Annotated in this window: 27 protein-coding genes; 1 reads left to right on the plus strand and 26 read right to left on the minus strand. The window is 39.6% G+C overall.

Annotation, left to right across the window (positions count from 1 at the left end; all coding sequences use genetic code 11):
* Window positions 1-23 precede the first annotated feature (23 nt).
* From msrB to J2S07_RS06940, 15 genes are all read right to left on the minus strand, one after another.
* Window positions 24-461: a peptide-methionine (R)-S-oxide reductase MsrB gene (gene msrB / locus J2S07_RS06870; protein WP_307149674.1), complete on the minus strand. Its 438-nt coding sequence runs from the start codon at window positions 459-461 to the stop codon at window positions 24-26.
* Between the two features lies 1 nt (window position 462).
* On the minus strand, window positions 463-996 hold the full coding sequence (gene msrA / locus J2S07_RS06875; protein WP_307149675.1) for a peptide-methionine (S)-S-oxide reductase MsrA: 534 nt from the start codon (window positions 994-996) through the stop codon (window positions 463-465).
* A 23-nt stretch (window positions 997-1,019) separates the two neighbouring features.
* Complete coding sequence (locus J2S07_RS06880) at window positions 1,020-1,604, minus strand: YpmS family protein (RefSeq protein WP_307149676.1); 585 nt, start codon at window positions 1,602-1,604, stop codon at window positions 1,020-1,022.
* The gene (locus J2S07_RS06885) at window positions 1,597-2,436 is read right to left on the minus strand and encodes an SGNH/GDSL hydrolase family protein (RefSeq protein WP_307149677.1); all 840 of its coding nucleotides are present in this window, start codon (window positions 2,434-2,436) and stop codon (window positions 1,597-1,599) included. Before J2S07_RS06885 ends, J2S07_RS06880 begins: the two co-directional genes overlap by 8 nt.
* 236 nt (window positions 2,437-2,672) lie before the next feature.
* Entirely contained in the window at window positions 2,673-3,248 is a 576-nt protein-coding gene (locus J2S07_RS06890; RefSeq protein WP_307149678.1) for an SCO family protein, read from the minus strand.
* Between the two features lie 103 nt (window positions 3,249-3,351).
* Window positions 3,352-4,971 (minus strand): ATP-binding protein, encoded by a 1,620-nt coding sequence (locus J2S07_RS06895; protein WP_307149679.1) that lies wholly within the window; start codon window positions 4,969-4,971, stop codon window positions 3,352-3,354.
* Between the two features lie 120 nt (window positions 4,972-5,091).
* Window positions 5,092-5,934: a fatty acid kinase binding subunit FakB gene (gene fakB, locus J2S07_RS06900; protein ID WP_307149680.1), complete on the minus strand. Its 843-nt coding sequence runs from the start codon at window positions 5,932-5,934 to the stop codon at window positions 5,092-5,094.
* Window positions 5,935-6,073: 139 nt separating this feature from the next.
* Window positions 6,074-6,376: a DUF5658 family protein gene (locus J2S07_RS06905; RefSeq protein WP_307149681.1), complete on the minus strand. Its 303-nt coding sequence runs from the start codon at window positions 6,374-6,376 to the stop codon at window positions 6,074-6,076.
* A 157-nt stretch (window positions 6,377-6,533) separates the two neighbouring features.
* Entirely contained in the window at window positions 6,534-7,307 is a 774-nt protein-coding gene (gene tatC, locus J2S07_RS06910; protein WP_307149682.1) for a twin-arginine translocase subunit TatC, read from the minus strand.
* A gap of 252 nt (window positions 7,308-7,559) precedes the next feature.
* Window positions 7,560-7,772, minus strand: coding sequence for a twin-arginine translocase TatA/TatE family subunit (locus J2S07_RS06915; RefSeq protein ID WP_307149683.1), 213 nt, complete (start codon window positions 7,770-7,772; stop codon window positions 7,560-7,562).
* A gap of 152 nt (window positions 7,773-7,924) precedes the next feature.
* On the minus strand, window positions 7,925-9,193 hold the full coding sequence (gene ilvA / locus J2S07_RS06920; protein WP_307149684.1) for a threonine ammonia-lyase IlvA: 1,269 nt from the start codon (window positions 9,191-9,193) through the stop codon (window positions 7,925-7,927).
* 145 nt (window positions 9,194-9,338) lie between these two features.
* Complete coding sequence (locus tag J2S07_RS06925; RefSeq protein ID WP_307149685.1) at window positions 9,339-10,070, minus strand: lysophospholipid acyltransferase family protein; 732 nt, start codon at window positions 10,068-10,070, stop codon at window positions 9,339-9,341.
* Window positions 10,071-10,105: 35 nt separating this feature from the next.
* Complete coding sequence (locus tag J2S07_RS06930) at window positions 10,106-10,600, minus strand: dihydrofolate reductase (protein ID WP_307149686.1); 495 nt, start codon at window positions 10,598-10,600, stop codon at window positions 10,106-10,108.
* Window positions 10,597-11,391, minus strand: coding sequence for a thymidylate synthase (locus J2S07_RS06935; protein WP_307149687.1), 795 nt, complete (start codon window positions 11,389-11,391; stop codon window positions 10,597-10,599). The genes J2S07_RS06930 and J2S07_RS06935 overlap by 4 nt, the downstream gene beginning before the upstream one ends.
* A gap of 60 nt (window positions 11,392-11,451) precedes the next feature.
* Entirely contained in the window at window positions 11,452-12,153 is a 702-nt protein-coding gene (locus J2S07_RS06940; RefSeq protein ID WP_307149688.1) for an anthrax toxin lethal factor-related metalloendopeptidase, read from the minus strand.
* 35 nt (window positions 12,154-12,188) lie between these two features.
* On the opposite strand from J2S07_RS06940, the gene J2S07_RS06945 reads away from it, so the two are divergent.
* Window positions 12,189-12,560, plus strand: a complete 372-nt coding sequence (locus tag J2S07_RS06945; protein ID WP_307149689.1) for a GIY-YIG nuclease family protein — start codon at window positions 12,189-12,191, stop codon at window positions 12,558-12,560.
* 128 nt (window positions 12,561-12,688) lie between these two features.
* Here J2S07_RS06945 and J2S07_RS06950 read toward each other — a convergent pair whose 3' ends face one another.
* The 11 genes from J2S07_RS06950 to J2S07_RS07000 form a co-directional block, all read right to left on the minus strand.
* Complete coding sequence (locus tag J2S07_RS06950) at window positions 12,689-13,270, minus strand: TerD family protein (RefSeq protein ID WP_307149690.1); 582 nt, start codon at window positions 13,268-13,270, stop codon at window positions 12,689-12,691.
* An 82-nt stretch (window positions 13,271-13,352) separates the two neighbouring features.
* Window positions 13,353-13,961 carry a TerD family protein gene (locus tag J2S07_RS06955; protein ID WP_307149691.1) on the minus strand — a complete coding sequence of 203 codons (609 nt, stop codon included), beginning with the start codon at window positions 13,959-13,961 and terminating at the stop codon, window positions 13,353-13,355.
* A 64-nt stretch (window positions 13,962-14,025) separates the two neighbouring features.
* Window positions 14,026-15,132, minus strand: coding sequence for a toxic anion resistance protein (locus J2S07_RS06960; RefSeq protein ID WP_307149692.1), 1,107 nt, complete (start codon window positions 15,130-15,132; stop codon window positions 14,026-14,028).
* Between the two features lie 4 nt (window positions 15,133-15,136).
* Window positions 15,137-16,780 carry a YceG family protein gene (locus J2S07_RS06965; protein ID WP_307149693.1) on the minus strand — a complete coding sequence of 548 codons (1,644 nt, stop codon included), beginning with the start codon at window positions 16,778-16,780 and terminating at the stop codon, window positions 15,137-15,139.
* Between the two features lie 498 nt (window positions 16,781-17,278).
* Window positions 17,279-18,085, minus strand: a complete 807-nt coding sequence (locus J2S07_RS06970; protein ID WP_307149694.1) for an HAD family hydrolase — start codon at window positions 18,083-18,085, stop codon at window positions 17,279-17,281.
* On the minus strand, window positions 18,085-19,176 hold the full coding sequence (locus tag J2S07_RS06975; protein ID WP_307149695.1) for a cysteine protease StiP family protein: 1,092 nt from the start codon (window positions 19,174-19,176) through the stop codon (window positions 18,085-18,087). Before J2S07_RS06975 ends, J2S07_RS06970 begins: the two co-directional genes overlap by 1 nt.
* A gap of 19 nt (window positions 19,177-19,195) precedes the next feature.
* Window positions 19,196-20,518 (minus strand): phosphoribosyltransferase family protein, encoded by a 1,323-nt coding sequence (locus J2S07_RS06980; RefSeq protein WP_307149696.1) that lies wholly within the window; start codon window positions 20,516-20,518, stop codon window positions 19,196-19,198.
* A complete protein-coding gene (locus J2S07_RS06985; RefSeq protein ID WP_307149697.1) occupies window positions 20,472-21,659 on the minus strand; it encodes an HpcH/HpaI aldolase/citrate lyase family protein in 1,188 nt (395 codons plus the stop codon). The genes J2S07_RS06980 and J2S07_RS06985 overlap by 47 nt, the downstream gene beginning before the upstream one ends.
* A 90-nt stretch (window positions 21,660-21,749) precedes the next feature.
* Window positions 21,750-22,523: a MeeY/MeeF family manganese export membrane protein gene (locus tag J2S07_RS06990; RefSeq protein WP_307149698.1), complete on the minus strand. Its 774-nt coding sequence runs from the start codon at window positions 22,521-22,523 to the stop codon at window positions 21,750-21,752.
* A gap of 83 nt (window positions 22,524-22,606) precedes the next feature.
* Window positions 22,607-23,188: a TerD family protein gene (locus tag J2S07_RS06995; protein ID WP_307149699.1), complete on the minus strand. Its 582-nt coding sequence runs from the start codon at window positions 23,186-23,188 to the stop codon at window positions 22,607-22,609.
* A 112-nt stretch (window positions 23,189-23,300) separates the two neighbouring features.
* Window positions 23,301-23,888, minus strand: coding sequence for a YpjP family protein (locus J2S07_RS07000; protein WP_307149700.1), 588 nt, complete (start codon window positions 23,886-23,888; stop codon window positions 23,301-23,303).
* Window positions 23,889-24,007 lie beyond the last annotated feature (119 nt).

The following is a 24,007-nucleotide window of genomic DNA, read 5'->3' on the forward strand; positions in this document are numbered from 1 at the left end:
AGATATCCCTAATATTTCAAATTCTAATCATTAAATAGCTGCAAAAACTCTCCGTAGCCCTCTTCCTCAAGCTTTTCCTTTGGTATAAATCGGATGGCAGCTGAGTTGATACAGTACCGTAAACCAGTTGGCCCTGGTCCATCATCAAATACATGACCAAGATGAGAATCGGCCGTTTTACTGCGTACCTCGGTTCGGATCATAAAATGGCTGAAATCCTGTTTCTCCTTAATCTCTTCCTCTTCAATCGGTTTTGTGAAGCTCGGCCATCCACATCCCGCATCAAATTTATCCTTTGAGCTAAACAAAGGCTTACCAGAAATAATATCTACATAAATCCCCTCGCGGAATTCGTTCCAATATTCATTACGAAAGGGAGGCTCCGTGCCATTATTTTGTGTTACCTCATATTGAAGAGGAGTTAATTTTTCTTTAAGATTTTTATAATCACTGTTATTCAATTCAGTCACCCCAGTACTTTGATTTGAATGCCTCTCGTCCAGAACCATGGCTATAGGCTTGATACCTGGTAGGATTCTTCTTGTAAAAATGCTGGTGGTATTCCTCTGCCTCGTAAAACGGCTTTGCGGGAAGAATTTTGGTCGCAATCGGTTTGTTAAAACGACCGCTATCCTGCAGTTTGTTTTTCGATTCCTCAGCTAGTCTCTTTTGTTCGTCATTATGATAGAAAATCGCTGTTTGATAGGACTCCCCACGGTCATAAAACTGGCCGCCTGGATCCGTTGGATCAATTTGCTGCCAATAAAGCTCGAGCAGCTTTTCATAAGGAAAGACAGCTGGATCAAAGGTAATTTGCACCGCCTCAAGATGTCCCGTTGTCTCACTGCAAACCTCTTCATAGGTCGGATTTTCCTTATGTCCTCCGGTATAGCCAGACACCACCTTGATAATGCCCGGCTGTTCATCGAAGGGCTTGACCATACACCAAAAACAACCACCAGCAAAAGTAGCGAGCTCATAGCTTTGATTCTCCATAATGCCACACCCCTTTGTTCATCCTATTGTTGAGCAGTTGGAACGAGTAATGTAAATTGAATATCATCATTTTTCAAATCAAACTTATTGACCCTTACTTTTATATCACTTTTTAGCTTCATCTCCTGTAAGGAAACATAAATCAGCTCATCATTTGGCTGAATCGTGACCCATTTAGGAAAATCATATTGGTCTCTAATAAATTTGAGCACAAAAGAGACTGGTAGAGGAAGTTGTCCGACAGAAATTGATTTTTGCCTAAGAATAAGATCTCCATTTGGCAGCGCCTCTGGTTCAAATGTGAGCTTCATTTCGATATCTTGGGTAAAGACCTTCATCGTTCCAAGAAGTTCAACCTCATCCTGCAGCATAACTTTATAATCAATTGGACTTTTAAATCCTTCCTCTTCAATATAATGGTTAATAATTTGATTCAAGTCCTGTTTGTTCGTTTGGATCTTAAATTGGACATCTCGACCTGCTTTTTCATTGCTTTTAGGTACAGCCTCATCCTCAATAGGAAGATTGATTAGAATCACCATCAGGAAAATCACGAGGATGTTGATTCCTAAAAGGAGAAAAAACAAAAGCTTCCATTTTTTATTCATCCTCTTCATTCCCCTTTTTCATAGCTAAAAACTTCTTATCTGCAAGATCATGAAGGGCTTCATCCTGAAGGGTTGTAAAAGCTTTTTCAGCAATCAACTGATACCCTTGATCATTTGGATGAAAATAATCAGTGTAAAGTAGATTTTCTTCATTCTCTCTGAATTCATCAGCAATATCAACAAATATGGTATTTTCATATTTCTGCAATACGGATTGACTTACTTGATTCCACTTTTTCATAACCATATCTAATTCTTTCATTTCATTGAAATAAGCATAAAACGGATTATAGAGTCCGATTAATACGATCGTCGCATCCGGTTTTTCTTTTTGAATCGATTGAATTAAAGATGAGAGCGTTTTTTCATAGCCAATTAAGGCCTTATCGAAATCCTCAAGCTGTAGTCCTGTAAAATTCTCTCTTACCACCTTCATGACATCATTTCCACCTGTCGTGATCATGACGATGTCCGCTTTTTTAAGAGCTGCTTTCACTTCTTGCGTCTTTACCCGATTGAGGACCTGTGAAGTACGATTCCCACTTACACCAAAGTTATAAAAAACAGCGTCTTCTACACTCTTTTCTTCTTCGAGGCGCTCCTCCAAATAAGGAAGGTAGCCACCTCTTTTTGTACTGTCTCCTACCCCCTGAGTTAATGAATCACCAATTGAAACAATGGTATAGGTACTTGGAATAAAATCAGATGTAATATTCTCTTTTAGGTCAACCGTTGATTGTTTAACCGCCATAGACCTATCTAATAATGGCTCATTGCTACATCCTGCTAAAAGAAAGAAACAAAGAAAAAAAGAGGTGAATATTTTCTTCATCTTTTCACCATCCTTTTATTGTCTGCTATTATTTTTTACCTTATTCATTATAACAAGGATTCATTTCCTCGAAAAGCAAAGCTATTCAGAGTTCAGTATTAATTGCAGCCTTATGTGTATGGAGTGAGCGTGTTTTGCTTGGTACAAGCAACTTAGTGAGCCCATACGCATAAGGCGGAAAAGAAGCTATAACAAAGTCTATAACCGCATAAAAAAAATAGACCTTAAATTAAGATCTATTGTAACGCCTTCATATCTGTAATAATATCGGCAAAAGGAGTATCTTGCGAACCCTTATAATATTTCATAATTGTTCCCTTTTGATCGACCAAATAAAAGTAGCCTTGATGGATCACTTGATCCTCATTTTCCGGTTTTTTCACTAAAGCCTTAAAGTTATCTAAGGCGAAGGATTCAATAAAGGCTTGATCATAACCAGTCAAAAAATGATAATTGCTATAATCGAGGTCAAAGTTCTTTCCGTATTCCTTCAATTTTTCTGGTGTATCCACTTCAGGATCAACAGAGAAAGAGACAAATTCAATATTTTCAATGCCCTCTTCCTTGGCCATCTTTTGCAGCTTTGCCATATTAAAAGTCATTGGTGAGCAAATGGTTGTGCAATTTGTGAAGATAAAATCGGCCACCCAGACCTTTCCTTTTAAGTCCTTCAGCCCAAATTTTTTGCCCTCATGATCAGTAAATGTAAAATCTTTAATGTGATAGTTTAAAGGATCCTTAATCCCTGTGTTTCCGCATGCGGATAACAAAACCAAGACCATTAATGCCATCAAAATACGACGTGACTTCATGTTTTCACCTGCAATCCCCAATTCATTCAAGGTTCATTGTAGCAGACAGTTATGAAAGAAGAAAGAAAAAAGTATGGCGAAGCTGTGAGCGATACTTTCAAAACTATGATTCTCTCATTTCTTCATCCAACGGCACACTTATCGTAAACGTAGTCCCGACATTTTTTTCACTGACGACATCAATTCTCCCCTTCATTCTCTCAATGATTTGATAGCAAACCATGAGGCCCATCCCCGTCCCTTTTTCCTTGAGGGAATAAAAGGCTGTCCCTAAACGGTCTAGTTCCTCGCTCGTCATGCCGATTCCATTATCCTTCACTTCAAATATACCAAAGGATTCATTCCGATATACTCGTAAACTTAAAGTTCCCCCATCCTTCAAGGCTTCGATCCCGTTCTTCAATATATTGATGAGCACTTGTTTGAGCTCACTTCGATTCCCATTAACAAAAACCTCTTCCTCCGTAAAAATATCTAAATTGATATTCTTGGACATTAATGCATAGGAATTCATGAGCTCCATGACCTTATGAGCCAAATCTACGGCATCTACTTTTTCAGTACTCTCCATATCAGGTTTTGCTAAGGAGAGATAATCATTAATAATGGTTTCCGCTCGATTCATTTCATCAATCATCAGCTTGATGAACATTTGCTCCTCGGAGGACAGCTCTTTTTTTGATTTGAAGATTTGCAAAAAGCCCTTCACTACTGTCATCGGATTTCGAATTTCATGGGCAACCGATGCAGCAAGCTGGCCAATTGCATTCATTTTTTCCGCTCGCTGTAATTCCTTGAGGATCTTTGTCCGTTGAATAATATGCTCCATTTCTCCGATAGCTTCTTCAAAAGCGGAAGCCTGACGGAATGAATAGCCCTCTTTTCCTAGTTGCTTAGAGGTTAAAGTTAACCGTTCGAATAAAAGTGACAGCTGTTCTGTCATATGATTAAAACGTTCTGTTAACTTTCCAAGATCAGATTGGTCTCTCGCAGGAAGCTTCACTTGAAAATTCCCCTTGCTTACTTCATTGATTCCATTCATGATCTCGTTCATTGGGGCAAGAACCTTTCTTAAGCCCCATTTAAAAAGATAGAACACTAAACAAGTGATGATAATAAAAATAACTGAAAAATAATAGAGCATTTCTTCAAAAAAAGAACCAATTACGGAGACATCTCCACTAATTGCCACGGCGCCCAAAATTTGATTGTTTCGGTCGACTATTGGCGCAAATGCAGCAATCCAATAACTTCCATGCTCGCGATATACCTTACTATGGGTAACCTTCTTATAATAGGCCGATTTTAGCAATGCCTCTTTGAATTCATCCTTCGTATCAATTGTTGAGAAGGGCTCCTCCGTCATCTTGCTAGATGGGACGAGAAAAAAAACCTCGTTATCGATTAGCTTTGGTGCTACGATGCAAGCATGTAAATATTTGGTGTCACTTTCATTTATGAGATTCAAGTGTGATGCTAATTTTTGATAAGTCGGACTCGTTTTATCCTTTAATTCAATGATCTCTGCTAAATCCTGGGAGCTGATGGTTGAACTGAATAGGCTTGATATTTCAGCTACATGACTTGTGAGATTTTCCTTCATCGCTTTCGTTTGAAGAAAGAATGAAATGCCCCCTGTAATAATGACAACTAAAAAAGTAATAAACAATGTAAGGATCATCAATTTACTATTTATGGTCAATTTTTGAAAATATTTAAACATAATTTAACCTCGTATTCTGCATCCCAAATGTTCTATTACCTCTTCTTTTCGACAGAATGATGAATAATCCTCCTAAAATAAAAAAAATGGACCTAGAGGTCCATTTTTTTGCTGTCTTCATTATTCGACATAATACATAAATCCAATTGCACCTGGACCAGTATGTGTACTTACGATTGGTGTTGTATAGTCAATATCCTTCACTTCATAGCCAGTGAGCTCAAATATGGCTTGCTTAATTTTGTGAGCCAATTCCACTCCCTCTGCATGCACAAGCCCAACACCCTTAATCGTCTTTCCTTTGACATCCTCCGCAAATTCCTTTGCCAAATACTTTGCCGCTTGTGTATGGCTTCTTACCTTTGCAACAGGAGAATAAACTCCGCCTTCAAGTGAAGCAATCGGCTTAATATTCAAGATGGAGCCAATCATTGCTTTTCCTTTCCCGATCCGCCCACCTTTGATTAAATTTTCAAGCGTATCCACATAAACAAACAATCTTGTATTTTCCCTAATATTCTCTACAGAAGCCACAATTTCTTCCACTGTTTTTCCCGCCTGGGCCATTTTTGCAGCCTCGATTACTTGAAAGGCTAAGGCTCTTGAAATGTAGCGGGAATCAATCACCGTCACCTTTCCCTTCGCCATACTTGCAGCCGATTCTGCAGACTGAACCGTACCGCTCATTCCACCAGTCATATGAATCGAAATCACTTCATATCCCTCATCTATTAAGCGATCATAAAGCTCTAAGAATACACCTGTTGGTGGCTGAGAACTCTTAGGTAATTCCTCTGCGTATTTCATTTTGACCATAAATTCTTCAGGTGTAATATCTTCTCGATCTATATAGGTTTGTCCATCTATATGAATAGACAAGGGGACAACTTCTATTTCATATTTATGCAGAACCTCATCGCGCAAATCCACGGTTGAGTCTGTAACTATCTTAATCTTTCCCAATCCATCACATCCTAATTGTCATGTAGCTTATTATCTATTATACACGTACAATCAGCCAGATTTAAAGCTATTTTTGTGAAAATGATATGCCTTCCACATCGGATGATATTTGCTAGCAAACGATAAGGCGGATTCAGGATTAAAAAATCAGAAAATAAAGCCAGACGAAATGAGTTGCTGTGACCGTAATATATAATGTAACAGAAATTAAAGCAAGAAATCTTAAAATAAATGAGATGGACTGTTCCATTAGAATTCGAGAAATAATTAGCAGGAATAACGATAACAATACTTTGACAATTAAGAAAGACCATGGGGCGACATCGATTAAATATGCCATAAAAGGATTATATTCTTCAATCATGTCACCACGGACACCTATAAACGTGACAAAACCATCGAATACATTTAATACAGATAAGAAAATGAATATTTTACTCATTTCGATCATTCAATCTATTTTTCCATTTCATGTCCACTTTAATTTTCCCCATTTCAAAAGAGCCTATTCTTTTGTTCTTTATTAAGAACATTATAGCTCTTTAAACAGGAAAAACCAAATAAAAAAACCGAGCAAAAAGCCCGGTTTGTTCTAATAATTACTCTACTACCTCATCTTTATCTTCTTCCGCTTGTTCCTCAAATTGTTCCGCCCATTCTTTTTCCTTCTTTAGTTTTCGCTTATAGACAATTTTTGATAAATTAATACTGATTTCATAAAGGAATAGCAACGGAATCGAAACGAGCGTATCTGACATAATATCGGGCGGTGATATAACGACACCTATGATAACAAGAACAAAGTATGCATACTTCCTCATCTTTTGGAGGATATATGGATTAATGATTCCAAGCGATGTTAAGAACATTGCCACAACTGGTAGTTCAAACAAGAATCCGAAAGGAAGAGTCATATGCATGATAAAACGGAAGTATTTTTCCGCGGTAAAGTTCGTTACAACCATGTCTCCACTAATATCAACTAAAAACTGCATGATGGTCGGAAAAATAATAAAATATCCAAAGGATAGCCCTACGATGAATAAAATAAATAGAGCTGGGATATAGGAAAGAGAAATTTTCTTTTCAATTGGCTTTAATGCAGGTTTGACGAACAACCAGAGCTGCGTAGCTATGACTGGAATGGTACCGGCAATCGCAATAACGCTTGCAATCATAAAATAGATCCAGACAATATCACTCGGTCCAAGCACTACTAGCTTCACATCTAAATCACGTACAAACCAATTATATATTTCCTTCACATAAATAAAGCCTACTACAAAAAAAACGAGAAAAGCGGCTACAGATATAATTAATCTTTTTCTTAATTCATCCAAGTGCTCAATTAGGTTTAGTTCTTTATCTTCCATACTGTGTGTTCTCCTGCCTACTAATTGTCGTAAATTATTTTATCATTAGACTCTGCCAGATACCGCCTTATACATGTGCGTTCACTAAGATATTCGCACCGAATAAAACCCGTTCACGCACAAGTATAAGGCTATATCAACAAGTGTTTATTAACAAAGCCTACCATTATGAAGACGGCTTGCGGAATTAGTATAGCATGAATTCCAATCATTTCAATGAAGAAAAAAAGTGTAAGATAAAAATCTCACACCTTATTTTGTAATTTTTGTCATTTCTTTGATTTCTTTCTTTTCTTCTTCGAACTCTTCCATAACATCACTTGTTAATTCACGAGTAGATTTCTTAAATTCACGAAGGGTCTGCCCAAAAGCTCTGCCGATCTCTGGAAGTTTCTTCGGACCGAAGATAATTAAAGCTAAAACTAAAATCAAGATTAATCCAGGTACTCCGATGTTTGATAACATGGTAGAACAACCCCTTTATTAATAACTTGTAATACATAATGATTATAGTATTTTTCGAGCCCTTTATGGGAGATATCGATGATTGTTCATAAGATCTTCACATTCTTTATGAAATTTTCTTTTTTGTGACTTACATCATTTTCAAGTATGGCTCAAATGAGTAAATTAAATAGATCCCTGTCTTTATTAACCTCAGTATAGGAAAAACCCTTCTTATTTAATCTACTTATTAAATCATTATAGTTTTCCCTCTTCTGAAGTTCAATCCCTACTAATGCAGGACCGTTTTCTTTGTTGTTCTTTTTCGTGTATTCAAACCTTGTAATATCATCAGTAGGACCCAATACCTCGTCTAAAAACTCTCTTAATGCACCGGCTCTCTGCGGAAAATTAACAATGAAGTAATATAAAAGGCCTTCATAGAGCAAGGATCTCTCCTTAATCTCTTGCATCCTTCCGATATCATTGTTGCCTCCACTTATCACACAGACAACGGTCTTCCCTTTAATTTCCTCCTTATATAAATCAAGTGCGGCAATCGTCAACGCACCAGCAGGCTCTGCGACAATCGCATGCTCATTATAAAGCTCCAAAATACTGGTGCATACCTTCCCCTCTGATACAAGCAAAATATCATCTAAAAGGTCCTGACAAATATCAAAGGTCTTGCTTCCAACACACATGACAGCAGTACCGTCGATGAATTTGTCAATATCTGCAAGTGCAGTAACCGTTCCTTGCTCAATCGATGTCTTCATAGAAGGCGCCCCAACAGATTCCACACCAACCAATTTGGTTGTTGGAGAGATGCTCTTAATGTAGGTGCTTAGGCCAGACATCAAGCCTCCTCCTCCAATGCTGCCGAAGACATAATCAATCTTTTCTTCACAATCATTCAGAATTTCTACAGCAACAGTCCCTTGCCCGGCAATCACCATTTCATCATCAAAAGGATGGATAAAAGCACGATTTTCATTCTCCGCACAAATGAAAGCCTCTCGGGAGGATGCATCAAAGGTATCCCCTACTAATATAATTTCGACGTTGTCACGTCCAAACAGCTCCACCTGCTTTATTTTTTGCTTTGGAGTCGTCGTTGGCATAAAAATTTTCCCGTGCACACCTAAATGGCGACAAGCAAAAGCCACTCCCTGTGCATGGTTACCAGCACTCGCACAAACAACCCCATTTTTGAGTTGCTCCGTACTTAAGGATTTAACCTTGTAATAGGCACCCCTTAACTTAAAAGAACGAACATGCTGCAAATCCTCCCGTTTTAAGTAAACATTACAGGAGTACTTTTCAGAAAGACGTTCATTTTTTTGTAACGGCGTATGGGCAACGATATCCTTTAGCTGCTGGTATGCAATGATAATATCTTCCACTTGCACCCATTTTCGTTTTAGTACCTTCTGTTCCATATCATTCCCTCATTTCTCCGTTAATTTAATTTGATCATTATAGCATGTTCTTTCGATTTTTATAAGAGTGTTTTTATAAAATTTATAGTTTTCTTTCAATTCAAAACACAATACGCCCCCCCTGTCGAAACAAGGGGGCTTGTCCTTAAGATGCATTGGATAATGTCTCTAGTTCCTTTCGGATAATTCCTTCAATATGGGCTGCAAGTTCCTTTGCATTCATATTTTCATAAACGTTAGGACCGATGGGTGAGCAAATTGTCACTTTAATTTTCGCTGGTTTGATAAGACGTCCGTTCTTTTCAAACACTTCGGAGGTCCCTTTTATACAAACTGGAATAATGGGTACCTTGGCATCTGTTGCAAGCCTAAAGCTTCCCGACTTAAATTCTCCCATTTCGCCGCCCTTGCTCCTTGTCCCCTCTGGAAAGACTACAAGAGAATGTCCTTGGCGCAGGATTTCTGCTCCTTCTCGGATGGAGCGAATGGCTTGACGGCGATCACTACGATCGAGAAACACGCAATTGATGACTTCCATCCAGGAAGAAATAATCGGAACCTTTTTTACTTCAATTTTAGAAATAAAGCCAAAGGGCTTTTCAATGAAACCGAGGAGGGTCGGAACATCAAAATCTCCCTCATGATTGCTAATAAAAACAACGGGGCCAGCAGGAATCTTCTCTTGCCCAACCACTTCAATCTTAGAGCCGGTTATTTTCATGATCGTCCTCGACCATCTCTTTGGCATGTCATGGATCCTTCTATCCCTTTCCTCGACTGGGATCTCAGATGACAGTTTTCTCATTTTTCTCAAAGTCGGGACACTGTAAATCAAATAACCCGCCATATAAAAAAAGCATGTGACTAAACGAAGCATGTCTCTCCTCCTAATTGCTAACAAAGCTGCCTAGCTTAAGGCTGTTTTCGTTCATAAACAGTGAATTCATAATCATAAGGATTCTTCTCATCCTTTAATCCTTTTTCTGTGGAAGTTAGCTGCCACTCGTTCATATCGATTTCAGGAAAAAAGGTATCCCCTTGAAAATCCTCATGAATGATCGTGATGTAAAGGCGCCCCACTTCTCGGAGAAGCTGTTTGAAAATTTCTGCACCGCCGATCACAAAAAATTCTTCCTCAGGCTTCTGTTTGCAATAAGAGAGAAAATCCTCGATTTGATAAAAAACGGTGCAGTCATCACGACTAAAGCTTGGATTTCTCGTAATGATGATATTTTCTCTCCCCGGCAAGGCACGGCCAATCGATTCAAATGTTTTTCTGCCCATGACAATGGGGTGTCCCATTGTCACCCGTTTGAAGTTCTTCAAGTCCTCCGGCAAATGCCACGGAAGCTCGTTATCCTTGCCAATGACCCGGTTATCATCCATCGCCACAATAAAAGAGATCATACGCTCACAGCTCCCTTAATATGAGGATGGGCTACATAATCCACGAGCTCAAAGTCCTCGTACTTAAATTGAAAAATATCTTTTACTCCAGGATTGATTTTCATTTTTGGTAGCGGATACGGTTCTCTTGTTAATTGTAGCTGAACCTGTTCCAGGTGATTATTATAAATATGGGCATCCCCTAATGTATGTATGAATTCACCAGGCTCTAAGTCACATACCTGTGCAATCATTAAGGTTAACAAAGCATAAGAAGCGATGTTAAAGGGCACCCCGAGGAAAATATCTGCAGAGCGCTGATAGAGCTGACAGGATAGCTTTCCATCTGCTACATGAAATTGGAAGAGACAATGACATGGTGGCAGTGCCATCTTATCAAGATCCCCTACATTCCAAGCGTTGACAATTAACCTTCTTGAATCGGGATTCGTCTTGATTTGTTCGATTAATTGTCGAATCTGGTCAACCGTTGTTCCGTCGGCAGAAGTCCAGGAACGCCATTGATGACCATAGACTGGGCCTAAATTCCCCTCTTCATCCGCCCACTCATTCCAAATACGGACTCCATTTTCCTGAAGATACTTAATATTCGTATCCCCAGAGAGAAACCAGAGCAGCTCATGGATAATGGATTTCAAATGTAATTTCTTCGTCGTCACAACCGGAAAGCCATCAGCTAAGTTAAAGCGCATTTGATAGCCAAAGGTACTAATCGTACCCGTACCAGTTCGGTCCTGTTTTTTTACGCCATTTTCTAACACATGTCTACAAAGATCTAGATATTGTTTCATTTTTCCACACCTTTTCCCTTTTTACATGGTTCTAATTCTACCATACATGATGTGGCAATTTCACTTTAGATTTTTGATATATTCGTATGTTTTGGGTGCTCGCTTCTTTAGGACCAATTTATTTGTAGCATCTATATAGTACATTGCAAAGCTTTCCGCAAAATATTCCTCTGGGAATGAAAGCATATAGGTCTGCCCAGGAAAAAGCACATTTTTTTCCTTTGACCAAATTTTTAGGAATATGGGATCAAATCTGATATTGTTATACACAATTTGATCGATCGAATGGGCAAGCTCATGCAGCTCTAAATTCACCGAACCATGCCCCATCCCTCTTTCACTGAAACCGATTTTCGCCAGAACCATGGAGCTCCCACCTATCCCAGGGACGTCATCCCACTGTTTTTGACTCTTGTAGCCTCTTGGGGTAACCCCTTTTAAATGATTGGCTGTCGGGTTATCGGTCAGCTTGCCATTAAAAAGCTTTATATGGATGCCATTTTGTTGTATTTTAGCTAATAGAGAGTTTGGTAGTTGATGAATATTAGTGATCATGGAAGCTGCCTTTTTCTCATCGAAAGCTTCATCAGGCAGTATGATGATTTCATTCACGGGATCCTCATCCTGTAGGTGAAGAGTTTCCCTCAAGAAGGACGCATGGGGATAATCCTTTAGTAGAATCCCATCATAGGAAGCGGAGGAGCGTCCAAGAATTGCAAGTGAGAATATCCAAACGATTATAAAAAGGAATAGCTTTCGCATTTTTCTCTTCCCTTTCTATTCATAGGAGGTATGACATGATTGAAGTTATCGATCCTTCACATACTCTTTATGCCATTTATTTAGAGGTCCCAAATGCCGCCACCGTCAAGGTTGGGAAACTAGGAGTCTATTTTTTTCAAAAGGGTATGTATATTTACGTGGGGAGTGCAAAACGGAATATTTTGGCCCGAATCGACCGACATAAACGGGTTGATAAGCGATTAAAATGGCATTTCGATTATTTACGACCCTATGGTACCATTACGAGAATTATAACATATGAAGGAACAATCGGAGAGTGTGTGCTTGCTGAGAAAATTAGGAAGGAAGTTGGAGGCAGTCTTCCAGTCAAGAGATTTGGTTCCTCAGACTGCAGATGCCCATCGCATTTAATCTACTTTTCATAAAAAATATGTAATTCTCGACAAAAGACGAGCCGGCTGGAAGACTAATATCAAGCTTCCAGGCCAGCTCGTCATAAATTTCAATAGACCTCAAAGAAGGCAGACACATGGACAGCCTTCCATTCTTCAACTTAAACCTGTAATCCAAAATTGCGGCATAAGGCAGCTAGTCCACCTGAAAAGCCGCTACCGACTGCATTGAATTTCCAGTCGCCATTATGCTTGTATAACTCGCAAATGACCACAGCTGTTTCTACGGAGAAATCCTCTCCAAGATCATATCGGAGAATTTCCTGGTTATTATCCTCATTGACCACTCGTACAAAAGCATTGGACACCTGACCAAAGTTCTGATTCCTTAGCTCAGCATCATGAATCGTAACTGTTATGGCGATTTTCTCAATATTAGCAGGGACCTTGCTAAAATCAATCTTGATTTGCTCGTCATCCCCGTCTCCTTCCCCTGTACGGTTATCCCCTGTATGTTCGACTGATTGAGAAGGATGAACGAGATTATTGTAGAACACAAAATCCAAATCCTGGGTTGCTTTTCCGTTTTGATCTGTTAAGAAGGCCGAAGCATCTAAATCAAAGTCCTGACCGCCATCATAACGATTTGTATCCCAGCCCAACCCAACAATCACCCTCGTTAGTCCTGGGTTTGTTTTCGTTAAATCAATACGCTGACCCTTAGATAAATTAATCGTACCCATTTTCTTCACCTCTTAAAAGATTTGATTTTTATAGAAGACTTGTTTCCCAGGGCATACCTGCGAAAATAGCCTCATCACTTAATTATGAATAGGTTCTGACAACCTCACCTAAGCTGGCAAAGGTTGTTCCAGTTCCTACAGCCGCAAATTTCCAATCAGTTCCATGGCGATATATTTCTCCGACGATTAGAGTTGTTTTGCCGCTATAATCATCTGTCAAATTGTAATGAATGAGCTCTTGTCCATTTGTTGGGTTAACAACACGAATAAACGCATTGCGAATCATGCCAAAATGCTGTCTTCTCTTGACACAATCATAAATATTCACAACGAAGACAAGCTTTTGAATATGGGCTGGAATACGACTTAAATCCACATTAATTTGCTCATCATCTCCATCCCCATGTCCAGTAAGGTTATCGCCCGTATGCTGGACACTGCCATCATTGCTTCTTAAATTGCCAAAGTAAATCACGTCACTGTTATTTCTTAATCGGTCTCCCTCACCAAGCATGATGACAGAAGCGTCACAGTCAATGTTTGCGCCTCCGCCCCCGCCGAATAATGAGCCTAGAAGGCCTCCCCCACGATTTTCAACAGGGTCCCAGCCTAGACCAACCATGATTCGAGAAAGCCCTGGATTTCCTTTTGTTAAATCGACACGCTGACCTTTTTGTAAATTAATTGCCATTGTTTTCACCTCTTAAATTAATAATTGGGATTAAAAGCTCTGACTTCTATTTAAAAGCTATCGCTTATCCTTGCAATTTCATTTGCTTAAAATTGTCCTGAAGCTGCTCGAGTCTTCTTGTACCTTCTTCTCTTAGGCGCTTGTTTTCCTCTTCGATGGACTTCGTCTCTTGCATTCCCTTCACAATAATGTTCCAAGATTCTTCGATCGTTTCTATCTTAATGCTTGGACCACCTGCGAGTCTCGCAATATCCACACTTTGCTGAGAAATATTTTGCGCATTACGGAGGAGCATTTCATTTGTTCGTCGATCAAGCTCACTCATCGAGTCAGCGACAAGTTTTTGTCTTTTTGCAGCAACAGCCTGAATCAACCCGTTCTTAAAGATCGGAATCGTCGTCACAAAAGCGGAATTAATTTTGCCAATCAGCTTCGTATTCCCTCTTTGGAGCAACCTAATTTGGGGAGCTGTTTGCAAAGCAACCATTTTAGCCATTTCTAAGTCATAAACTCTTTGCTCCAGTAGCTCAATCGCATTCCTTAATGTATCGAGCTGCATGGAGGCCATTTGATCGCCTGAGGCCGCACGTGCTTCGAGCTGTGGTAGCTGATTATTCTTTAATTCCTCGACCTTCATCTCACCAGCAACCACATATTTCTCCAAGGTTAAATAGTACTGGTAGTTTTGCTCATACATCTGCTCGAGCATTTGGGTTGAGCCAACCATTTCATTTTGGTATTTCGATATTTCGACATAAATTTTGTCAATTTCTCCACCCATTGTTTGGTATTTCCCAAACAGCTTTTCAATGACCTTTTCGCCCCGTTTAAACAGCTTTCCAAAAAGCCCACCAGAGGTTTGTTCAAAGTCCTTTTTGTCAAACTTGTCCATGATCCGTCCAAGCTGCTTCAAAAGTTCTCCGGAGTCCTCCAGTTTGGTTGCTCTCATATTGCTCAAAATTTGGTCCGAGAACCTCGAAATTTGCACGGCAGGCTCCTTTCCAAATTCCAAGATCTGAATTTGATCTCGTTCATCAATGGAACGAGCAAGCTGCTGTACCTCGGGTTCATTGCGGAGGGCAAGCTTAATTTCGGAAACCTTCGTTTCAGATAACTTATCTTCTGGAACCTTCGTTAATAAATCAACAGATGTATTTTGAACTTGATTCATCACATCAATCTCCTCTCAAATTTTTGAAAAAACCTTGCCGAAGGATTCTCTTCATTATCGATGGCTCACGGAATTCTAGGTCAAAGACCACATCCTCAAGCCAATGGATATCATATAGATGTTCATCCACAAAATTTTCAATATCATTATGTCCTGGAGGATTATACATAATAATGTCGATCCCAAATTGATTAAGCAGCAAGAGAAGTGCTGCATCGGTTCGGGTCATCGTTCCATTAAGTTCATTATTATAGAGGACAAGCTTTGGAACCGCTTGAGAGTAATCAAAGCGCTGCAGAAGCTTCAGTATATTTAGAGGAATCTGCATGCCTTGGGTAAATAAATATACTTTGATTTCATCCTCTGATTCATTATAAATTGGTTTCAGTGCCGGCCTTGCGCAAATATTTCTTATGGCGCCCGCAATCCCTTTTTGCAATCCTGTAGGCAGGTGGGCATACCTCCAATAGTTGCTTACAAGCATCTTCTCTGGCACTAATAATCCATCTCTACCAAGAGCATCTCGATAATGAAACCGAAAATCATTATTGACAGAGCTAGAAAATGGGAATTGCTTAATGAGCAAGCTATCCTCACTTTCAGAAATGGCATGCAGGCGATCCCAGTATTCCTTACGATTGCGGCTGACCCCTTGAATCTTCGCAAAAACCGTAGGTATCTTGACAACTCCATTTTGAACCTCAAAATCTGGACGGATCATGGCGATTTCCTTCGCAATAAGAAAGAGCTCGTCATAGGTTGTTTTCAAGGTGATGGAACTTGGGGTATAATCCCTCAGCTGCCATGGCTTGTAGAGCCCTGAGCCTTCATGATTTAGAATCGTTTCAATTTCCCTTGAGGCCCGGTAAGCCACCGTAGACTTTCTGCTTCTCTTCTCTAAAGGAAACGGTTCAGGCTCCTTCAATTCTGGATAAGAATGAACGAATGTGAGATTACAATCCGGGTCGTATTCTGACAGAATATCTTGGCCGTTTGGACTGAATACAACGAGATCACACCCAATTTTTAAGAGATAATAGATAAAATAAAAATTACTCTTCTTAAAATTTCCGTACCACAGAAACTTTGGGAGGCCGCGTTCAATTTCAAGGGAATCGAGCTCTGGCTCGAGATGATTAAAGGACCATTTTACAATATCAACGAGAACCCGTCTCAACTCCTGGCTTTTTAATCCTTGAGGCTCTTTTTCCGAAAAAAGCTTGATCGTATCGATCATAGCTTCCCTTAACTTACGGTGGAGAGCCGGAATCGAGGATTTCAAAACGAGCTGTTCACCATCTAAAAAAGCAACAAAGCGATTAATCGACAGGTTCTGTTCTTGATTGATATTCAGCACCTTTTGAATGGATTGGAAATGCTGGTTCTCAATTCTCTTATCAAGGCTATCCTGGCTCAAAAGGGTAAATACACGATTTTCTCCGTGTATATAATCAAATAATTGGTTATAATATTCATCCTCATCAATTGAAATCCCTAAAAAGCGAGCAACTACCTGACCAATATGTAGGGTACCATTTTCAAGTTGATATTGAGGTCTCTCTTTGGTAGGTTTGTTTAGCATCTGAAACCAGGTCTCTAATGATAATGGTAAAATATGTGAAATTAAAGAATGATAAGATGGGTTCATAAAATCCCTTCCCTTTTTCAACGCTAAACTATTCATTTTCATATATTTAAGTAAATTCTATTTCCATCATATCATAGGAATATCTCTTTTTCTAAGGATGCCGATATTTCTTTTACGAGAAAAAGTGAAAAAGGTTTCATTATCTTTTCTTTTGAAAGGACAATATCCATACGTCACCTATTCTCCAGAAGCCGCATATGCTATAGGACAGTTGAATCGTAGTCAATTGAAATACTTCTCATGGAAGGGTGAAAGCAATGCGGATGCTATATCGTATGAAAGCAGCAAGGATTCCGCAGGAGGATATGGCCATAGTTGAAGATATTTTGTTCTCTCCTGTCTTCATCTATTTAGACCTTTTCTTCTTGTCCCTTATTTTTTCATACATGCTCTACCCATTACACAATTCCTTCGCTTTTGCAACCCTTATGTTTATTGGTTTCGGGTTCCTGTGGTCAGGTATATTCAAAAGTTTAAGCTCGGGGAGGAAAGAGTGTCTCAAGGAGTAGATGCTAATTGTATTTTCTCGATTAGCTTCAATATTGAATTTAGAAGCATTTCTCCCCCTTTTACACCCTCCTCCTTAATAACCTGATAATGCTCCTTTAATGGTTTTTGAGCCAACTCTCCATGACCAAGGACGAATGGGTACTGGCAAATCCTTAGAAAATCATCATCAAAGCTTGAATCACCAGCTCCGATCAGAGTCGATATTCCCTCCCTCTCTTGAATGAATCGAACGGCCTCCCCCTTCGAAATGGATAGAGGCATCAGGTAGAACTTATTTCCTTGATAGGACACCCTCCAACCTTTCTCTGCTAGAAAGCAAGCAATCTCTTGCACCAATTGAGAGGAGATTCGATCAGATAAATAATAATACACAAAAAGCTGCTCCACTGTTCTCATCTCACCGGGAATGTAAAAATTATCTTTCATTTGTTCGATTATTTCCCCTAAATGCATGGAGGAATTTGTTATGTCTTTGGATATTTTGTTCTTCCAATCTACGAGCGGCATCCCCTCGTACAAAATATTTGCTCCATTACTTGTAACTGCATACTTTTGTAAGGTATTAGGTAGGAGAACTCTTCGATATTGCTCGTAGGATCTTGTTGTAACAGGGACAAACAAGAGTTTGCTAGAAATTCTTTGAAGATAGGCCAATGATCCCGCTGACATGAAAGAAACCTTTTGATCCAGCTTTTGTTCAACGGTCACTAGCTCTATATCCTCTTCTACACCATAATCAGATAGGGCACGATTGGAGTAGATTAGGGTCCGATCAAGGTCTGATGCGAACATCATTAGACATCACCAACATTCTTGATCAATCCACAGCAAGTATATTCCATGTCCGGATACGCTAAAATTTCGATGTTTTTCTCCTCACAAAGCATGAGGATATGCTTAAGATAGGGACTGTCCATATCCTTTATTAGAACCTTCCACGGAACACGTCGAAGAAGGACCCTCGTCGTCTCCCCAACTCCAGGCTTCACAAGATTGATATCATTTATTTGAAAATCAGCCATCATCCGCTTCACCGTTTCAAGTCCAGAAAAAGATGCATCCTCCCCAGTTTTAGGTATTGCTTCTTCCTCAATTCGAACAAACTCACCAGCAATAATATCCAAGAATTCATTGGATAAATCAGAGCTCTCCAGCTCACGATAGTATTTTGCACCGTGGAAATCATCCGGACCAATATAAGACTGGTTGAGGACGGTTCTGCTCACTAGCCCTGATACAGTTGAGTTTAGGCAAGCACTGGGAATGATAAAATCATCGCGGGTACCATAAAGGGTTGTGCAATGACCAGGGTCAGCCAATACGGCTAATGTATCATCCAACTCCACACCGTATTGCTCTTGGATATCCCGTACAGATTTAGTAAGCTCGATCGAAATAGCTCCCTTTCCGGTCCACCCATCAATGAATTGAATTTTTCCTTCTGGATGATGAGCTAGGATGTACTTGATCGCATTATAGTCCAATCCCCTGCCTCTAATGATTGAAACACTATAATGGGGGAGAGATATTCCATATTTCCAGTGAAGATATCTGCGAATCAGGATTCCAATCGGGGTACCGGCCCGGGCTAATGATACAAGAACCGTCTCCTTCCCCTTATTCCGATAAATCTGTTCTGCCACAACGCCAACATAATAGGCGACCGTTTTCTTGTAATCATGAAGGGTTTGATAAAAAAGCTCGATGTACTCCTGTGGTGGATGGTACTCTATCGGAAGACTTTCACTATAATGTTCACCGGATTGTATCCTTTTTTCCCTTGATTCCGCCGAACCTTCTAATTGGACATGACTCAAATCCTTGAGTAAAAACTTCACATCCTCCTCCGAATAGGAACCTATTTTCGTATAAAGGTCAGTGCTCATATGACATATCTACCTCCTTTTACTCTATGTAAACCACTCTTATGTTTGGAATATAGGTTCTTTTTAACTGTTCTAGCATCCCTTGTATTTGCGATTTATCAACTCTTTTTTCAAAAAAAATAAAAATATCATCGTACTGATTTTCGGAGATATTATAAAGGTAATGCTGGATAGACGGATCCTCTGGATTCAAAAAGGAAAAACGATTTTTTGCCCCATACTTCTCTCTTTGAGTAGGAAAGATCGGACTTCTTGTCGTAGAGTGATAGAATACATTTTCCCCCATGTAAGACGACACTTTCATTGGGATATACATAAATTCCCCTGCCCCCAGCACGAGAGATCTTTTTCCAGTCCTCAAACCTGCAAGATCCTCCCCTACCTTTTTCATCCAGTTGGTTGCCTCCTCGTTCTCCTTTGAGGTTAATCCAAACCTCCCTGTATAACGGGTGTACCCCCCTTTTGCACTACTCCCTATCTTGATGAGGTCGGGATTTTCAATACGATGAAAAGAGACATGCTGGGAGAATTCAGGAATCGACTCCTGAATAACCTGTTCATCCATATCAATGCCACCTATCTCAGTAGCGGTCCCTTTCACTAAGCTCACAGTATGAATCGTTATCCCTAATTCCTGTTCAAGCTCCTTAAAACGCTTCTCATTCTCATGAGAACGCCAATCGAGGATCGAGACGACTGTATAAGTCTTCCGTGGAAATTTCTCATGTAGAGCACGGATAATATTTAGAGCCGTCTTCCCCGTTGTAATCTCATCATCAACTAAAATTATTTCCCTATTGCTTTCCAAGAGCTCTTTTTCTACATAGACACGGTGGGAGGTTGCATGGGAATGCTCCTCTTCAAAGGTGATGGTTGGCTCTACCCCTTCAAACCATTCCCTCGTTGTATGAAAAAAATCAGCCTTTCGAAAGGCCTCAAAGAAAGCATGACCAAGAGCCGTCGCCGTTTCAGCGAATCCGATCACAATTGGACAATGCTGTTCTTCTATAAAAGCCTCCATATACCCTTTGGTATGGTTCTTAAAGCTTGATATAAGGCGATCAGAGTCTCGAGGTGGTGTAGCTTTGACCACTTCCATATATCTGGCTGCTAAAAGAAAACCGACTTGCATCCCTACAATGGGCTTAATTGGCAAATGCTTGCCAAGAACCTTACTAACGAAGAGAAAAGACCTTTTCTTATTCACTCTAGCCGCCATCAAAAATAAATCCTCTAATGGAATCTCATACGGATTTTGTTGAATTGTAATTTCAACCTTGAGTCCATCCAAAATGTTATACGTAAACATTCTGTTTAAGCAGGTCGATGTATGTGTATTCATTGCGAAGCACCCCGTAAGTTACTGATTTCAGCATCATTTTCTGCGCCCAATAGAGATGGGGCTTTAGTTCATTCATTTTATTGGAAAACGTGCTCTTCAGCACCCCAATTTCCCCATTGCTTTCTGTAATAATATGTAAAGCATCGTGATATTCCTCATAAGAAACTGCATTGAGGGCTTGAACCGCTTGAATATGGGTCGGGTGAATAATCGTTTTTCCGACGATACCGTTGGCAATATCCATTAAAATTTCTCGAATAAACCCATCCATATGATTTCCGATTAGTTGCTGGCGGACTTTGACCCCTTCCTCTCCATATTTTTCAATAAAGGGGGTTTGTCGAATTTGTGGCTTTAAGACTCTCTCCGCTGAAGAAAAATACTCCCAGACAGGGCCAGAAACAACATATGGACTATCTAAACGAACGAACATATTAATAATATCAGCAATACAATCGCGAATGACGGCAATCTCATAGACCGTCGTATCCGGACTCCGGCGGATCCCAAAGAGGCCCGAAAAATCCGTTGCTCCAATTCGAACGTTTAGGATTATTTCCTGATAGCGATCCAGCAACTGTTTAATTTCGAAAAGCTCCTGAATTCTTGTTTCCTGGTAGATGATTTCCTTTGATTCAAGGATCGGTAGCGCATATAGTGGGTTTTTTAGGGATTTCTTGTTGGCGATTGCCTCTAGAATGGGTTCACCATTTTCCTTTCGAAATTTCGGAATCACAATTCCTGTAAGAATCGACAAGCGTTCGCCCAATCTTTCACTTAAACTGACGAGCTGCTGCAAGCTTCTAATCCTAATAAAGATAAGGGGTAGCTCGTCCAAGTCAATAAACCCTTTTTCTAGTCCTTCATAGAGGGAGCTTAATTCCTTGATTAGCATATTCTCAGCCTTTTCGACCTCGTTATCGCCAATAGCATCCTCTAGACAAATAACCAGCGAGGTTAAGCCCGCATGCTTCTTCGTGAGGATATCTTGATGAATATTCTTCTTTGTAGCTGGCATATATAATGTTCCACCCAAGCCATAGGCAAGAACTTCTCTTGGAGAATGCTTGCTAAACCGAGACGGTGGCTTAAAAAAATATTTCTTGATTTCATCGTCATAAAGATTTGAAAATAATCGCATGCTTACTTCTCCCCGTATCCTTTCATGATAAAAAGAAAGGGAGCGGACTGTCGTCTGTTCCCTTTCCTCGATTCTTTTCCTATAAAAATATTAACCTTGTATTTGAGAAGCCTTTTTCTTATTTCTAAAGTGCACAATAAAGGTCGCTGCAAATGCAACAAGTAAAATAATGAAGAAGTAAATATGGTCAATCTCAATATGAGCCACACCTAAGAGCATCTTCACAGAAATAATCAGGATCAAGATGTAAGCAGTTGTTTCGATTTCTGGAACGCGATCAATAAGTTTAAGGAATATTCCCGCAACTCCTCGCATCATAAGGACCCCTAGCATACCACCTAACAATAGCACCCATACCTCATTACTAATTCCAAAAGCAGCAAGAACACTATCAACAGAGAACGCAATATCCATTAACTCAACAGCAGCGACAGTTCCCCAGAAAGTCCCAAACAAACGAATTAACAGACCGCCTTTATTAATTCCTTCTGCTTCGTCATCGCTCTCTTCGTTTTCTTTCCTTTTATCAATAAAATATTTAATCGCTAACCATGCTAAGTAGCCGGCACCTAAAATTTTTATCCACCAAAATTCAATTAAATAAACACCGACTCCGATTGCCAAAAAGCGGAAAACATATGCACCCAATAATCCATAAAACAGGGCCTTTTTTCGTTGCTTGTCAGGCAAGTGCTTGACCATTACTGCTAGTACGAGTGCATTGTCAGCAGATAATAGACCTTCCATAATGATGAGGGTTCCAATTAATCCCCAAGCAACGGGATTTGTGAAAACATGCTCTACCCACATCTGCCAGTCGAAAAATAGAGCATAAGTATCTAATATTCCTTGAATGATTGACATTAATGCAGTTCCTCCCACGTTCCATGCGAAATCTATTTTTAGAAGGCTCGGGCGAAACCGAGCCCATTACCAATTAAGCTTAATTAACCAACCTGTAGACCAAAATCAGTTGCAAGTGCTGCAAGTCCACCTTGATAGCCACTGCCAATTGCGCTGAACTTCCATTCTGCATTATGGCGGTATAGCTCACCGACAACTAGGGCAGTCTCAATGGAGAAATCCTCACCTAAATCATATCGAATTAGTTCCTCATTTGTATCACCGTTCATGACTCTTACATAAGCATTAGAAACCTGACCGAAATTTTGGCTTCTCGCTTCGGCATCGTGAATCGTAATTGTGAAGGTTATACGCTGAACATTAGCAGGTACTCCTGCAAGATTAATCTTGAGCTGTTCGTCGTCCCCTTCACCTTCTCCTGTACGATTATCGCCAGTATGTACAACAGAACCATTTCCACCAGTTGTATTATTGTAGAAAATAAAATCACTTTCGGAACCAACCTTTCCATTTTCACCTAGCAAGAAAACGGAGGAATCGAGGTCGAAATCATGACCTCCATCATACTTGTTTGTATCCCATCCTAAGCCAACTACCACATTTGTTAAACCTGGGTTGGTTTTTGTTAAATCTACCTTTTGTCCTTTTGATAAACTTATTGCCATTTTCCATACCTCCATTTATTTTTCTTTTTACTTTACGATTAATCTCTTTCAAGGTTTCAATACCCATCTTCATTTTTTCACAAAATTAATGTAATTTCAATTTTTACAGTACCTAGCTCATCCATTTTGGTGGAGTATTCTTATCCCAATAGATAGAGCCGAGATCATGATGCTCTTCAAACTCATCCATATAGGTGTGATAATGAAAATTAAACCAATACCCCGCCTGTGGCGGATGATCCTTTCTGACGTGAAATCTTATGATTTCCTGATCCATTTCCTTATTTGCAATGTGGAAAATTTTTTCAGAATCTCCCCCGGTTGGTATTTCGGAGATAACGAGATTTTTTAATGAATCCCCCTGATGTTGAAAAGCAACTCTTTCTATCGCCTTTTCAATATTTGGAAGAATGATTTCTTTAAATTCATCTTCAATGACCGGTCTAATTCTTTCACCAAATTTCATATAGGAATGCCTTTCAACGTCCTTCATTAGATTGCCAATAACATCCTCTTCCGTACTCGAACCATCAGCATACTCAATTTGAGTCTCAGCTTCCTGACTTGCTTGGCTTTTCGATTGAACGGCATTGCCTTTAGGCGGTTTATCAACATGTTCATAGAGCTGTGATGGTGTAATAAGTCCAAATGTTAAGACGGTTACCATGACAACTAATGATTTTCTTAACCATTTAGGCATGATTCTCTCTCCCGTTTATATATATTTATTAATCCTATCTTTGAATCTCAAATTATCCTTAGAATCATTATACTATCTAGTACGGTTAAAAAGGAAATGGGTTTCATATTTTGCGAGAA

Origin of the sequence: Anoxybacillus andreesenii (genome assembly GCF_030813005.1) — a bacterium.
Lineage (GTDB): Bacteria > Bacillota > Bacilli > Bacillales > Cytobacillaceae > Robertmurraya > Robertmurraya andreesenii.

Excerpts from the sequence above, each read along its gene's own strand:
- msrA (WP_307149675.1), bottom strand. The coding sequence starts at position 996 with ATGGAGAATCAAAGCTATGAGCTCGCTACTTTTGCTGGTGGTTGTTTT.
- J2S07_RS06880 (WP_307149676.1), bottom strand. The coding sequence starts at position 1,604 with ATGAATAAAAAATGGAAGCTTTTGTTTTTTCTCCTTTTAGGAATCAAC.
- J2S07_RS06885 (WP_307149677.1), bottom strand. The coding sequence starts at position 2,436 with ATGAAGAAAATATTCACCTCTTTTTTTCTTTGTTTCTTTCTTTTAGCA.
- J2S07_RS06890 (WP_307149678.1), bottom strand. The coding sequence starts at position 3,248 with ATGAAGTCACGTCGTATTTTGATGGCATTAATGGTCTTGGTTTTGTTA.
- J2S07_RS06895 (WP_307149679.1), bottom strand. The coding sequence starts at position 4,971 with ATGTTTAAATATTTTCAAAAATTGACCATAAATAGTAAATTGATGATC.
- J2S07_RS06905 (WP_307149681.1), bottom strand. The coding sequence starts at position 6,376 with ATGAGTAAAATATTCATTTTCTTATCTGTATTAAATGTATTCGATGGT.
- tatC (WP_307149682.1), bottom strand. The coding sequence starts at position 7,307 with ATGGAAGATAAAGAACTAAACCTAATTGAGCACTTGGATGAATTAAGA.
- J2S07_RS06915 (WP_307149683.1), bottom strand. The coding sequence starts at position 7,772 with ATGTTATCAAACATCGGAGTACCTGGATTAATCTTGATTTTAGTTTTA.
- ilvA (WP_307149684.1), bottom strand. The coding sequence starts at position 9,193 with ATGGAACAGAAGGTACTAAAACGAAAATGGGTGCAAGTGGAAGATATT.
- J2S07_RS06925 (WP_307149685.1), bottom strand. The coding sequence starts at position 10,070 with ATGCTTCGTTTAGTCACATGCTTTTTTTATATGGCGGGTTATTTGATT.
- J2S07_RS06930 (WP_307149686.1), bottom strand. The coding sequence starts at position 10,600 with ATGATCTCTTTTATTGTGGCGATGGATGATAACCGGGTCATTGGCAAG.
- J2S07_RS06935 (WP_307149687.1), bottom strand. The coding sequence starts at position 11,391 with ATGAAACAATATCTAGATCTTTGTAGACATGTGTTAGAAAATGGCGTA.
- J2S07_RS06940 (WP_307149688.1), bottom strand. The coding sequence starts at position 12,153 with ATGCGAAAGCTATTCCTTTTTATAATCGTTTGGATATTCTCACTTGCA.
- J2S07_RS06945 (WP_307149689.1), top strand. The coding sequence starts at position 12,189 with ATGATTGAAGTTATCGATCCTTCACATACTCTTTATGCCATTTATTTA.
- J2S07_RS06950 (WP_307149690.1), bottom strand. The coding sequence starts at position 13,270 with ATGGGTACGATTAATTTATCTAAGGGTCAGCGTATTGATTTAACGAAA.
- J2S07_RS06955 (WP_307149691.1), bottom strand. The coding sequence starts at position 13,961 with ATGGCAATTAATTTACAAAAAGGTCAGCGTGTCGATTTAACAAAAGGA.
- J2S07_RS06960 (WP_307149692.1), bottom strand. The coding sequence starts at position 15,132 with ATGAATCAAGTTCAAAATACATCTGTTGATTTATTAACGAAGGTTCCA.
- J2S07_RS06965 (WP_307149693.1), bottom strand. The coding sequence starts at position 16,780 with ATGAACCCATCTTATCATTCTTTAATTTCACATATTTTACCATTATCA.
- J2S07_RS06970 (WP_307149694.1), bottom strand. The coding sequence starts at position 18,085 with ATGATGTTCGCATCAGACCTTGATCGGACCCTAATCTACTCCAATCGT.
- J2S07_RS06975 (WP_307149695.1), bottom strand. The coding sequence starts at position 19,176 with ATGAGCACTGACCTTTATACGAAAATAGGTTCCTATTCGGAGGAGGAT.
- J2S07_RS06980 (WP_307149696.1), bottom strand. The coding sequence starts at position 20,518 with ATGAATACACATACATCGACCTGCTTAAACAGAATGTTTACGTATAAC.
- J2S07_RS06985 (WP_307149697.1), bottom strand. The coding sequence starts at position 21,659 with ATGCGATTATTTTCAAATCTTTATGACGATGAAATCAAGAAATATTTT.
- J2S07_RS06990 (WP_307149698.1), bottom strand. The coding sequence starts at position 22,523 with ATGTCAATCATTCAAGGAATATTAGATACTTATGCTCTATTTTTCGAC.
- J2S07_RS06995 (WP_307149699.1), bottom strand. The coding sequence starts at position 23,188 with ATGGCAATAAGTTTATCAAAAGGACAAAAGGTAGATTTAACAAAAACC.
- J2S07_RS07000 (WP_307149700.1), bottom strand. The coding sequence starts at position 23,888 with ATGCCTAAATGGTTAAGAAAATCATTAGTTGTCATGGTAACCGTCTTA.